The sequence below is a fragment of the Halarchaeum sp. P4 genome, from assembly GCF_051195175.1.
Lineage (GTDB): Archaea > Halobacteriota > Halobacteria > Halobacteriales > Halobacteriaceae > Halarchaeum.
Window position 1 is genome coordinate 399959 of the sequence record NZ_JBNTKC010000003.1, and the last position, 11405, is coordinate 411363.

The 11405-nt window shown below is 69.8% G+C and carries 13 protein-coding genes and 1 pseudogene; 12 read left to right on the forward strand and 2 right to left on the reverse strand.

Going from position 1 to position 11405, the window contains the following annotated elements; all coding sequences use genetic code 11:
* Positions 1-11 precede the first annotated feature (11 nt).
* The 11 genes from ACQUS8_RS13080 to ACQUS8_RS13130 are packed head-to-tail and all read left to right on the forward strand — an operon-like array spanning position 12 to position 8646.
* On the forward strand, positions 12-566 hold the full coding sequence (locus ACQUS8_RS13080) for a Na+/H+ antiporter subunit E (protein ID WP_435101760.1): 555 nt from the start codon (positions 12-14) through the stop codon (positions 564-566).
* Positions 563-838 carry a monovalent cation/H+ antiporter complex subunit F gene (locus ACQUS8_RS13085; RefSeq protein WP_435101761.1) on the forward strand — a complete coding sequence of 92 codons (276 nt, stop codon included), beginning with the start codon at positions 563-565 and terminating at the stop codon, positions 836-838. Before ACQUS8_RS13080 ends, ACQUS8_RS13085 begins: the two co-directional genes overlap by 4 nt.
* Positions 835-1179: a monovalent cation/H(+) antiporter subunit G gene (mnhG, locus tag ACQUS8_RS13090; protein ID WP_435101763.1), complete on the forward strand. Its 345-nt coding sequence runs from the start codon at positions 835-837 to the stop codon at positions 1177-1179. The genes ACQUS8_RS13085 and mnhG overlap by 4 nt, the downstream gene beginning before the upstream one ends.
* Positions 1176-1736, forward strand: a complete 561-nt coding sequence (locus tag ACQUS8_RS13095) for a DUF4040 domain-containing protein (RefSeq protein ID WP_435101765.1) — start codon at positions 1176-1178, stop codon at positions 1734-1736. The genes mnhG and ACQUS8_RS13095 overlap by 4 nt, the downstream gene beginning before the upstream one ends.
* Positions 1733-2239 (forward strand): MnhB domain-containing protein, encoded by a 507-nt coding sequence (locus ACQUS8_RS13100; RefSeq protein ID WP_435101767.1) that lies wholly within the window; start codon positions 1733-1735, stop codon positions 2237-2239. Before ACQUS8_RS13095 ends, ACQUS8_RS13100 begins: the two co-directional genes overlap by 4 nt.
* Positions 2239-2601 (forward strand): cation:proton antiporter subunit C, encoded by a 363-nt coding sequence (locus ACQUS8_RS13105; protein ID WP_435101769.1) that lies wholly within the window; start codon positions 2239-2241, stop codon positions 2599-2601. Before ACQUS8_RS13100 ends, ACQUS8_RS13105 begins: the two co-directional genes overlap by 1 nt.
* Positions 2594-4129 (forward strand): proton-conducting transporter transmembrane domain-containing protein, encoded by a 1536-nt coding sequence (locus ACQUS8_RS13110; protein ID WP_435101771.1) that lies wholly within the window; start codon positions 2594-2596, stop codon positions 4127-4129. The genes ACQUS8_RS13105 and ACQUS8_RS13110 overlap by 8 nt, the downstream gene beginning before the upstream one ends.
* The gene (locus ACQUS8_RS13115) at positions 4130-5665 is read left to right on the forward strand and encodes a proton-conducting transporter transmembrane domain-containing protein (RefSeq protein WP_435101773.1); all 1536 of its coding nucleotides are present in this window, start codon (positions 4130-4132) and stop codon (positions 5663-5665) included.
* The gene (locus ACQUS8_RS13120) at positions 5662-7365 is read left to right on the forward strand and encodes a proton-conducting transporter transmembrane domain-containing protein (protein WP_435101775.1); all 1704 of its coding nucleotides are present in this window, start codon (positions 5662-5664) and stop codon (positions 7363-7365) included. Before ACQUS8_RS13115 ends, ACQUS8_RS13120 begins: the two co-directional genes overlap by 4 nt.
* Before the next feature lie 42 nt (positions 7366-7407).
* The gene (locus ACQUS8_RS13125; RefSeq protein WP_435101777.1) at positions 7408-7788 is read left to right on the forward strand and encodes a hypothetical protein; all 381 of its coding nucleotides are present in this window, start codon (positions 7408-7410) and stop codon (positions 7786-7788) included.
* A gap of 3 nt (positions 7789-7791) precedes the next feature.
* A complete protein-coding gene (locus ACQUS8_RS13130; RefSeq protein WP_435101779.1) occupies positions 7792-8646 on the forward strand; it encodes a universal stress protein in 855 nt (284 codons plus the stop codon).
* Positions 8647-8675: 29 nt separating this feature from the next.
* Here ACQUS8_RS13130 and ACQUS8_RS13135 read toward each other — a convergent pair whose 3' ends face one another.
* Positions 8676-10124, reverse strand: a complete 1449-nt coding sequence (locus tag ACQUS8_RS13135) for a sodium-dependent transporter (protein ID WP_435101781.1) — start codon at positions 10122-10124, stop codon at positions 8676-8678.
* Positions 10125-10560: 436 nt separating this feature from the next.
* On the opposite strand from ACQUS8_RS13135, the gene ACQUS8_RS13140 reads away from it, so the two are divergent.
* Positions 10561-10779, forward strand: coding sequence for a hypothetical protein (locus ACQUS8_RS13140; protein ID WP_435101818.1), 219 nt, complete (start codon positions 10561-10563; stop codon positions 10777-10779).
* 9 nt (positions 10780-10788) lie between these two features.
* Here ACQUS8_RS13140 and ACQUS8_RS13145 read toward each other — a convergent pair.
* A pseudogene (locus tag ACQUS8_RS13145) lies at positions 10789-10878 on the reverse strand (hypothetical protein); the annotation flags it as partial.
* Between the last annotated feature and the right edge of the window lie 527 nt (positions 10879-11405).

The following is an 11405-nucleotide window of genomic DNA, read 5'->3' on the forward strand; positions in this document are numbered from 1 at the left end:
ATGGTTCGACTATGACGGACGCGCCGCCCGGTGGGCGCATCGCGCTCCGACACGACGGCGGGTGGCGTCGCGCCGGCGCCGTCTTCGCCGTCTCGCTCTCCCTGTATCTCGCCTTCGGCGGCTTCGCCGGCGTTTACGACGTCGCCACCGGCGTCGTGAGCGCCGCAGTAACGGCCGTCCTCCTCCGGCGCGTCGCGCTCCGCAACGGTGTCAGCTGGCAGACGCTCCGCAGACTCGGCCGGACCGTCGCCTTCCTCCCCGTCCTCTGCTGGGAAATCCTGAAGGCGAACGTCGCGCTCGCCGGCGTCGTCCTCTCGCCGTCGCTCCCGATATCGCCGCGCGTCCTCGACGTCGAGGTCGACACCGAGGACGACGTGGAGCGCGCGTTCTTCGCGAACTGCGTGACGCTCACCCCCGGTACCGTCATCCTCGACGTCCGGGGCGACGACTACTACGTCCACGCGCTCACCGAGGCCGCCGCGAGCGACCTCGAGGACGGCCGGCTCGCGCGCCGCGTCCACCGGATATTCACGAGCAAGGCACCCGAGGAGGGCGGGCGGGCGTGACGGCGCTCGAAACCGTGCTCGTCGCCACCGCCGCGGCGCTGCTCGGCCTCGCGTTCGTCTTCCTCGCGCGCGGCGTTGCCGGCCCCACCGTCTACGACCGCGTCGTCGCCATCAACGCCGTCGGGACGACCGTCGTCGTGGTCGTCGTCCTCCTCGCCGCCGCCTTCAAGGAGCCGGGCCTGCTCGACGTCGCCATCGTCTACGCGCTGTTGAACTTCCTGTTGAGCCTCGGCGTCGCGCGCTTCACCGGCGAGCGCGGGGTGACGCGATGACGAGCACGCTCGGCGTCGCTCTCGTCGCGCTCCTCGGCCTCGGGAGCGTCTTCTTCACGCTCGTCGCCGCCGTCGGCGTCGTCCGCCTCCCGGACGTCTACGCGCGCGCCCACGCCACCTCGAAGAGCGACACGCTCGGCACCGGCCTCGGCCTCGCCGCGGGTGCGCTCGCACTCGGATTCACACTCGACTCCGGCGTCGCGCTGTTCAAAGTCGTGCTCCTGACGGCGTTCGTTCTCGTCGCGAACCCCGTCGCCGCGCACGCCATCGTCCGCGCCGCCCACCTCGACGACGTCCCCACGGCCGGCGAGGCGGACGAGACGGAGGGGGATGCGACGTGACGCCGAGCGCGCTCGTTCCGCTACTGTTCGCGCTCCTGCTCGCCGTCGCGCTCGCCACCGCGGCCCTCCGCGACGCCTTCGACGCCGTCGTCGTCTTCAGCGCGTACAGCCTCGTGCTCGCCGTCCTCTGGACGGTCTTCGGCGCGCCCGACGTCGCGCTCACCGAGGCCGCCGTGGGCGCCGGCATCACCACCGCGCTCTTCCTCGCCGTCCTCGCACGCGTCGGCGGTCTCGAGCGCTATCGGGGTCGCGTCGGCGCACTCCGCCGCCTCGGGGACGTCGCACCCTCGTCGGCGCTCGCCGCCGGCATGGTCCTCGTCGCGCTCCTCGCGACGGTACCGGCGTTCCCGGCGGTCGGCGACCCGGACGCGCCCGCGTTCCGCCGCGTCGCACCCTACTACCTCGAACACGCCGGCCCCGACCTCGGCGTCGCGAACGTCGTCACCGCCATCATCGCCGCCTACCGTGGGTTCGATACCTTCGGCGAGGTGGTCGTCGTCTTCGCCGCCGGCCTCGCGACCCTGCTCGTCGCCCGCTCGGCGGGGTGGTCGCCGTGAGCGCGAGCGACGACGACCGGCGCGAAAGCATCGTCGTGACGCGCTCGGTCCGCCTGCTCGTCCCGTTCGTCCTCACGCTCGGCCTCTTCACGATGTTCCACGGGACGGCGTCAATCGGCGGCGGCTTCCAGGGCGGCGTCGTCGTCGGTGCGACCGTCGTGACGCTCGCGTTCGCGTTCGGCCTCGACCAGGTCGCCGACTGGCTCCCCGAAGCGGACGTCCTCGCCACCGCGACGGTCGGCGTCTTCGGGTTCGTCCTCCTGGGGACGGGCGCCGTCCTCCTCGGCGCGCCGTTCCTCGACTTCGGCGCCTACCCGCTGAAGAAGGCCCACGTCTACGGCGTCGAGGCCGCCGAACTCGGCATCGGCGTCACCGTCGCCGCGACCGTGATAGCGCTCCTGCTCGCCGTCGCCGGCCACTACGGGCGGCCCGAGACGGGCGAGGAGAGCAACGGAAGCGAGCAGCGCGAGAACCGCGAAGCACGCGACGGAGGTGCGCACTAATGGTGGACGTCCTCGGGCCGTTCGCGGGGCGCCTCGGCTACGTCGTCGCCGCCGTCCTCGTCGCCGTCGGCCTCTTCGTCGTCGTGGACGACGACCACCTCGTGAAGAAGGTCGTCGGCCTCAACGTCTTCCAGACCGGCGTCCTGCTCGTCTTCCTCCTCGTCGGCTACCGGACTGGCGGGGGGTTCCCGCTCGGCGGCCCCGGACCCGCGGTGAACCCACTGCCGCAGGCGCTCGTCCTGACGGCCATCGTCGTCGGGGTGAGCCTGAGCGCGCTCGCGCTCGCGCTCGTCGTACGCGTCTACGCCGCCTACGGCACCGTCTCCGAGTCCGAACTCCGGGAGGTGCTCGCCGATGAGTGAGTTCCAGCCGCTCGTCGCGCTCGTCGTCACGCCCGTCGTGCTCGCGGTGGCGCTCCCGCTCGTCGAACGGTGGGCGAGCCGACTCGCCGGCCCGCTCGCCACCGGTGCGTACCTCCTGCAGGTCGGCCTCGCTGCCCTCGTCACGAGTCGCGTCCTCAGCAGTGGCCCCGTGCGCTACGCGCTCGGCGGCTTCCCGCCCTCCTACGGCATCGAACTCGTCGTCGACGGCCTCGGCGCCGCCGTCGTCCTGCTCGTCGCCGTCGTCGGCCTCGGCGCACACACCTATACGCGCGTCCACGGCCCGCGGGACGCCGCCGCGCGCGCCCTCGGCCTCCTGCTCGTCGCCGGCCTCAGCGGCATCGCCGTCACCGGCGACCTGTTCAACCTCTACGTCTTCCTCGAGATAGCGGGTATCGCCGCCTACGCGCTCGTCGCGCGCTCCTCGGGCGGGGCCGCCGCGCTCGCCGCGTTCCGCTACCTCCTCGTGGGCACCGTCGGCGCGACGCTCTACCTCCTCGGCGTCGCCTACGCCTACGCCGCCACCGGCACGCTGAACTTCGCCGCGCTCGCTGCCTACCTCGCCAAGGCCGGTTACAGTGACCCGCTCGTCGTCGCCGGCTTCGGGTTCGCGCTCGTCGGCCTCGCCGTGAAAATCGCGCTCGTCCCCGCGCACACCTGGCTCCCGGATGCCCACTCGAAAGCGCCCGCGTCCGTCAGCGTCCTCCTCTCCGGCCTCGTGACGACCGCCGCCGTCTACGCACTCGTCCGCCTGCTCGCGTCCGTCTACACGCCCGCGTTCCTCCTCGCGAACCCAGTTTTCCGCGCGGCGCTCGTCGCCGCCGGCGTGCTCAGCGTCCTCGTCGGCGGCGTCGCCGCGTTCCGCCAGCACAAGCTCAAACGCCTCCTCGCCTACTCCACCGTCGCCCAGCTCGGCCTCGTCGTCGCCGGCGTCGGCCTCGCGAGCGAAATTGCCGTCCGGGGCGCCGTCATCCACCTCCTCGGGCACGCCGTCATGAAGGGCGGGTTGTTCCTCGCCGCCGGCGCACTCGCCGAACGCCACGGCGCGACGACGCTGGAGGCCTACGACGGCCTCGGTCGGCGCGAGCCACTGCTCGGCGGCGCCGTCGCCGTCCTCGCGCTCGGCATGGTCGGCTTCCCGCCGACCGTCGGCTTCGTCGGTAAGTGGTACGTCGCCGTCGGCGCCCTCCAACAGGGTGCGTGGGCGCTCCTCGCCGTCGTCCTCCTCAGTACGTTCCTCTCGCTCGCCTACTTCGGCCCACTCGTCCGACGGCTCTTCTTCCCCGCGTCGGACAGCGCGAAACCGGGCCACGACGACGCGAGTGGGCACCACGCGACCGACGGCGGGACGGACTACGGCGTGGAGAAGGGCGAGTCCGCGCCGGCCGACCCGCTGCCGGTCGGCGCGTGGGTCGGCCCCGTCGTCGCCGCCGCCGCGACGGTCGGCCTCGGAATTGGGGCACACTACGTGCTCCGCCTCGTCGGCCCCGCACTGGAGGTGTTCCCGTAGATGGAGTCGCTGCGCCCGCTCCTCGCCGTCTGCCTGCCCGCGCTCGCCGCACTCGGCATCTTCGCGCTCGCGGAGCGCCCGAACGCCCGCGAGGCCGTCAGCGTCCTCGCGAGCCTCGGGCTGCTCGGCGTCGTCGCGAGCATGGTGCCCGCCGTCCTCGCCGGCGAGACGTTCACGCTCACGCTCGCGCCGTTCGTCGCCGGGGTCCCGCTCGCGCTCCGCGCGGACGGGCTCGCGCTGCTCTTCGCCCTGCTCGCGAGCCTGCTCTGGCCCGTCGCCACTATCTACAGCATCGGCTACGTCCGCGCGCTCGACGAATCCCATCAGACGCGCTACTTCGCGAGCTTCGCCGCCAGCATCGCCGTCACGATGGGCGTCGCCTTCGCCGGCAACCTCCTCGTCCTCTTCGTCTGGTACGAACTCCTCACGCTCGCGACCTACCCGCTCGTCGTCCACAAGGGGAGCGCGGAGGCGAAACGCGTCGGCCGGCGCTACGTCGCGTTCGGCCTCCTCGGCGGGACGGCCGTCCTCGCCGGCTGTCTCCTCGTCTACGCGCTCGCCGGGTCGCTCGCGTTCACGCCGGGCGGCATCGCCGCGCTCACCGGCGCCGACCCCCTCCTCGTGAACACCGCGTTCGCCCTCCTCGTCGGCGGGTTCGGCGTCAAGGCCGCCGTCATCCCCTTCTACGTCTGGCTCCCGGACGCGATGGTCGCACCCACCCCCGTCTCCTCGCTCCTCCACGCCGTCGCCGTCGTCAAGAGCGGCGTCTTCGGCCTCGCACGCGTCGTCCTCTTCGTCTTCGGCCCCGAACTCGTCCGGACACTCGGACTGAGCGGCGCGCTCGCCGCGCTCGCCGCCGCCACCACCCTACTCGCCGCGTTGCTCGCCATCCGTCAGGAGCGCTTCAAGCGCGGCCTCGCCTACTCGACGGTCAGCCAACTCTCCTACATCGTCCTCGGCGTCGCCGTCCTCGTCCCCGACGCCGTCTTTGGCGCGCTCCTCCACATCGCCGCACACGCCTTCATGAAGCTCTCCCTGTTCTTCTGCGCCGGCATCATCTACGTCGAGACGCACGTCGAATACATCAAGCCACTCCGTGGGATTAGCCGCCGACTCCCACTCACCGCCGCGCTCTTCGGCGTCGCGGCCGCCGGCCTCGTCGGCTTCCCGCTACTCGCCGGCTTCGTCAGCAAGTGGTACCTGCTCGTCGGCCTGCTCGGCGACGGCCGCCTCCTCCTCGCCGGCGCCGTCCTCGTCGCCAGCCTCCTGAAACTCGTCTTCTTCTGGCCCATCGTCACCTCCGTCGTCTTCAGCGAGGCCACCGACGCGCAGCGCGACCGCGACCCCTCGACGGTGGGCGGCCCCGAACCCGGCAAGCTCTGGGAACACCGGACGTGGCGAAACGAGACGACGTGGCTCCTCCTCGGTCCGCTCGTCGCCGCCGTCGGCTTCGCCGTCGCGTTCGGCGTCGTCCCCACCGAGTTGCCGTTCTTCGGCCTCGCCGAGCGCGTCGTCACGGAGGTACTGGGCGCATGAGCGTGCTCACCGCCCTCCCGCCCGCAGTAGCGTTCTTCGCTGTCGCGCTCCTCGTCGCCGTCCTCCCGCGCAGGCTCGGGCACGCGCTCGGCGCAATCGGCCTGCTCGCCACCGTCGGCTGGACGAGCGTGCTCCCGCTCGGGCCCGCGCTCCCGGCGACCCTGCTCGGCTTCGACGCCGTTCTCCTCGACGTCACGCCCGTCGCTCGGCTGCTGGGGATGGCGCTCGGCGTCGTCGGCGCCGCCGCGCTCGGCTACAGTTACGCGAGCGGCGCCAACACCCGCCAGTCCGCGCTCGCCGTCGCCTACCTCGGCGCGGGCGCCGGCGCGGCGTTCGCCGGCGACTGGCTCACCCTCATCCTCTGCTGGGAGCTGATGGCGCTGTTCGCGACGGTGCTCATCTGGCACCACAGCAGCGACCGCGCGGCCGGCTTCCGCTACGGTCTCTACCACGAACTCGGCGGCCTCGCGCTCATCGCGGGCGTCCTCCTCCACTACGCGCAGGCCGGAACGTTCGTCTACGGCGACGGCATCACCGGCGGACTCCCCGCGCTCCTCGTCGCGCTCGGCGTCGGCCTCAACGTCGGTTTCGTCGGCATGCACGTCTGGCTCGTCGACGCCTACCCGAAGGCGCACGTCGCCACGAGCGTCGTCCTCGCCGCCGTCACCACCAAAGTCGGCGCCGTGACGCTCGTCCGCGCGTTCCCGACGGGCCGTCCCGCACTCGTCTACGTCGGCGTCGCGATGGTGCTCGTCGGCGTGACGTTCGCCGTCCTCCAGACGGACATGCGCCGCCTCCTCAGCTACCACATCGTCTCGCAGGTCGGCTACGTCGTCGTCGGCTTCGGCCTCGGCTCCGCGTTCGCGACGGCCGCCGGCGTCGCCCACCTCGTCAACAACGTCCTCTACAAGAGCCTCCTCTTCATGGTTGCCGGCGTCCTCGTCCAGCGCACCGGCACCGAGAACCTGAAGAAACTCGGGACGGACTGGCGGGCGATGCCGCTCACCGCCGCCGCGTTCGCCGTCGCCGCCCTCTCCATCACCGGCGTCCCCGGCTTCAACGGCTTCGTCAGCAAGGGCATGGTGCTCGACGCCGTCCAGAAAGCCCACCTCGACGTCCTCTGGTGGGCGCTCCTCGCCGGGAGCGTCGGCACCGTCGTTTCGTTCGCGAAGTTCGGCTACTACGCCTTCCTTCACGGGGATGACAGCGCCGGAGAGCGCCGAGACCTCTCGTCCGCACACGCGGCGTCGATGGGACTGCTCGCCGTCGGCTGTCTCGCACTCGGCGTCATGCCGGGACTCCTGTTCAGCTTCCTCCCCGACGCCGCCGTCGCGTACGCGAAACCGTTCGCACAGAAGCAGTTCACGAAGGCGGGTGCCGTCCTCCTCGTCGGCCTCGTCGCGTTCGCGCTCGTCCGGAAACCCCTCTCGCACGTCACACCAGTTCCCGACCTCGACGTCGTCTATCGCCGGGCCGGCCCGCACCTCCTCGCCGTCGCCACCGCCGGGGCCGCGCGCGTCGACGCGGCGATTCACGCACTCGAAGCCGCGATTGCGACCGGCGCGCGCTGGGTCGTCGCCGGCGAGCAGCCGGGCGTCGAGCGAGCGCGCAGATGGATGGCGAACCCGGCGGCAGTCGGCGCGAGCGTCGCCCTGCTCGCGCTCCTCGTCGCCGTCGTCCTCGTCGCCACCGTCGTCTGAGTCCCCACAGCCCTTTTGCCGGGCCGCGTCGTCTCCACGGGTATGTGGAAGGAGGAGTTCGCGACTCTCGACGACTATCTCAGCGACGAGTACGGCGACGACCTGCGCTGGTTCGCCGCCTTCGACGCCAAGAGCTACGACTACGACGTCTACCACGTCCGGAAAGACCTCCAGCAGGACCTCAAGGGCAACCAGCTCGACTACGTCATCCACCGTTCGCTCGCCTCGTTCAGCAAGCAGAACGCGGAAGGCGTCTACTTCCATCTCGGCGACGCCGACCACCTCGTCGCCGGCTACGAGCGCGGGAGCGCCCACCACGTCTTCCTCGACGACCGGCGCGGCCTCGTCGTGATGCTCGAACCCGACACCGACGTCACCCTCCCCGAATTCCCGAAGACGGTGCGCGAGAAAGCACGCGACTGAACCGTGACCGACCACGTCCTCATCCCGACCGACGGCAGTCGAGGCTCCGAACTCGCCGTCCCGCACGCCGTCGAGTACGCCGCGCGCCACGACGCGACGCTGCACGTCCTCTACGTCGTCGACGCGCAGTTCGCGCAGAACGAACAAGCGCGCACGACGCTCCAGCGCCGCGGCCGCGACGCCGTCGGACGCATCGAGCGGCAGGCCATCGAGCGCGGCGTGGCCGTCGAAACCGAACTCCGGGAGGGCACCCCCTTCACGGAGATTCTCGACGCCGTCGACGACTACGACGCCGACGTCGTCGTCATGGGCACGCACGGCCGCGCCGGCCTCGACCGACTACTCGTCGGGAGTGTCACCGAGCGCGTCGTCCGTGGCGCCGATGTCCCCGTCCTTACTGTCGGCGGCCCCGGGGGCACCGAGACGGCACCACCCTACGAGAACGTCCTCGTCCCGACGGACGGGAGCGACGCCGCGACTGCCGCGCTTGACGCCGCGACCGACTTCGCGCTGGCGTATGGCGCGACGCTCCACCTCCTCCACGTCGTTGACCTCACCGCCGTCGCCCCCGACGTCCAGACCGCGTTCAACGTCGATGTGCTCCAGCAGGCCGGCGAGAAAATCGTCGCAGACGCCGCGGAGCGGGCGCGCGACGCCGGCATCGAGGACGTCGTGACCGCCGTTGAACCCGGGACGCCAGTGGACGTCGTCCGGACGTACATTGACGACCACGACGTCGACTTCGTCGCGATGGGCGCACACGGCCGGCAGAGCCTCGAGCGCTTCCTCGTCGGCAGCACGACCGACCGCGTCGTCCGCTCCACCGACCTGCCCGTCCTCACCGTCCGCACGGAGTAGCGCGGACGGCAGCGGGCGGGGGCCCGGAGTTACGATTGGGAGTCACTCCGGCGACGGCGGCGACGCCGCGGGAGGTAGCGGAGCACCAGCCAGCCGCCGACGGCGACGAGCGCGAGCACCGCGAGCGTCACACCCGACTGGAGGGGCGTCCCCACGAATCCGCTTCCGGGGAGGCGGCGCCACGCCGCGAAATCAACGCCCGCAGTGAGGCGAAGCGCCGTCACCGCGAGGAGGACGGACGGAACCACGTACTTCACGATGGGGAGGACGACGCCGTCGCCGAGTTGGCGCTGGACGGACTCGCGGTCCTGAATCCACGTGAAGACGACGGCGATGAGGATGGCCGTCACGGGGAGGCCGAGCGTCCCCACCGAGTCATCCAGCAGGTCGAGGAACGGCTGGCCGAAAACCTGCAAGCCGACCGAGCTATAACTGAGCGCGGACGGGAGGCCGAGCAGGAGGATGAACGCCGTCACCGCGACGCTCGCGCGCTTCCGGGAGAGGGTCGTCGTCCGCGTCAGCGACGCAACGCCGACCTCCATCATCGACACCGACGGCGTGATGGCGGCGACGAAGAGCGCGCCGAAGAACGCAACGCCGACGAGCGTCCCGAGGATGCCGCCGATGGCGTCGAACGCCGTCGGGAGCGTCGTGAACGCGAGCTCCGTCCCCATCGCCGGCTGGAGGCCGAACGAGAAGACGAGCGGGAAGATGACGAGCCCCGAGAGCATCGCGACACCAAGGTCCGCGACGGCGATGAGGAGCGTCGACTTCGGAATGTTCGTCGCTTCGTCCAGATAGCTCCCGTAGGTGAGCATGATGCCCTGCCCGACGGAGAGCGAGAAGAACACCTGTCCGAACGCCGCGCTCCAGACGAGCGGGTTCGAGAGCACCGAGAACTTCGGCGTCAGGAAGAAGGAGAGACCCCGCGAGAACCCGGGGAGCGTCGCCGCGTACACCACGAGGCCGAGGAGGACGAGGAAGACGAACGGGATGAACACCTTCGCGATGCGCTCGATGCCCCGCTGGACGCCAAAGGAGACGATGGCGCCGACGACCACCGTACAGAGAACGAACGCGAGAATCGGCTGGAGCGTCGAGGTGAACCCCGCGAACGTCGTCTCGACGCCGAACACCGTGAACAACAGGAAGGAGAACACCCATCCGGTGATGACGAGGTAGTAACTCAACACCACGAGGACTGTGCCGCCAACCAGCCAGCCGACGACCGCGTACTCCTTGCGGATGCGTCTGAATGCCGAGACGACGTCCGCCTTCAGGTCGCGGCCGACGCTCATCTCCAGAATCATCAACGGGACCCCGAAGACGAACGCCGCGATGAAGTACGGGACGAGATAGGCCCCGCCGCCATTCTGACCGACCACCGCCGAGAACCGCCAGATGTTCCCGAGGCCGACGGCCGCCCCGATAGACGCCACGAGGAATCCGAAGCGCGAGGACCACTGTTCCTGTTGCATACGCACCACATCACGTCGACTCCCTTTGAAAGATGTGGCGGGGTACGCAACCGAGACACGGGTTTCGTGCCGTTTCACGGACGGCCGTCGCTCGGACCGACGCGTGCTGGACGTGGCGGGACACGCACCGATGAAACGACGCCGACTACTGACGTGTCAGAGTTCATCTCGACGTTACGCCCGGTCGGTGAGTTCGCCGGCGAGCAGAACCGTCCCCGCGACCAAGTTGACCATGCCCGTGAGGATGAACGCGTCGACGCCAAGCACGCGAGTCGTCGCTCGACCGGGTATGAGACGTGCGAACCCAAGGCCAGAAGGAGGGCACCGGTGCAGAGCAGAACGAGTCCTGCGAGCGCGGCACGACGCGTGAGTATCCCGGACAGCGACCGGCGGAAGACATACAGGATTGTCCGCAACTCGGACACAAAAACACTCGATGATCGGACATATCGGCAGCGGGCCCGGCATCGCCGCGCTCATCGCCCCCGACGACGCGATCAATCCCGACTCCGAATCCGCCGTCACCATCATCGGCATCGCGTGTGACCACGCACGTGCCACCGACACCATCCCCGATACGTCCAGGAATCCACCACAGCGCAACGTCTGTGACGAGCAACACCACCAGAACGCCACGACAGACCGCCGACCGTAACGCGTCCGCAACGCTCTTCAGCCGATCCGCCGGGACCGCTACCGTCACCTTAGGCGTCGCACGGTCGATCAACTGCTCGACGCGTTTGAACACGGTCATCTGCGGCTTGATGACCTCGAAATCCTCCTCCGTCGACTGTGTCGCCGAAAACACCGCTCCTCAAGTGCTGGACGCATCTGCTCAAGTTGCTCGTCTAACCGAAGAAGAACCCCCTTTGGCGGATTTGCACGAATCGTCGTCGGGACCACGTGATCGTTCACTCGAACGAACCTCCCGCTCCTCAAGGTCATCGCTTAGACTGTAGACATAACGTTTCGACACGTCCGCATCGTCCAATCGTCGCGGCCGTCGCCTCCCCTCATTCGAGGGTGGCGAGATACATGTCAATCCCCTTCGCTGAGAGGCCGAACTGTTCGAAAAAGGTCGGTGAGTTGAGCGTCGTCCATCGTCTCGTGCACGCTACTGCACACTAGACTCATTTAACCGCGTGAAGACCACTACGGCAGTATCGACGAACACGACGACTAGTGCAGTCGCTCGTCAGAAATGCGAAAAGCCCCCGAGCGATACCGCTATCGCTCGGAGGCTTATAACCGGGGTTCAATCGAACCCCACTATGAATGGAG

Bases quoted from the DNA above. Each gene is read 5' to 3' on its own strand.
- ACQUS8_RS13135 (WP_435101781.1), bottom strand. From the start codon at position 10,124: ATGCAACAGGAACAGTGGTCCTCGCGCTTCGGATTCCTCGTGGCGTCT.
- ACQUS8_RS13140 (WP_435101818.1), top strand. From the start codon at position 10,561: ATGATCGGACATATCGGCAGCGGGCCCGGCATCGCCGCGCTCATCGCC.
- ACQUS8_RS13105 (WP_435101769.1), top strand. From the start codon at position 2,239: ATGGTGGACGTCCTCGGGCCGTTCGCGGGGCGCCTCGGCTACGTCGTC.
- ACQUS8_RS13110 (WP_435101771.1), top strand. From the start codon at position 2,594: ATGAGTGAGTTCCAGCCGCTCGTCGCGCTCGTCGTCACGCCCGTCGTG.
- ACQUS8_RS13115 (WP_435101773.1), top strand. From the start codon at position 4,130: ATGGAGTCGCTGCGCCCGCTCCTCGCCGTCTGCCTGCCCGCGCTCGCC.
- ACQUS8_RS13080 (WP_435101760.1), top strand. From the start codon at position 12: ATGACGGACGCGCCGCCCGGTGGGCGCATCGCGCTCCGACACGACGGC.
- ACQUS8_RS13125 (WP_435101777.1), top strand. From the start codon at position 7,408: ATGTGGAAGGAGGAGTTCGCGACTCTCGACGACTATCTCAGCGACGAG.
- mnhG (WP_435101763.1), top strand. From the start codon at position 835: ATGACGAGCACGCTCGGCGTCGCTCTCGTCGCGCTCCTCGGCCTCGGG.
- ACQUS8_RS13120 (WP_435101775.1), top strand. From the start codon at position 5,662: ATGAGCGTGCTCACCGCCCTCCCGCCCGCAGTAGCGTTCTTCGCTGTC.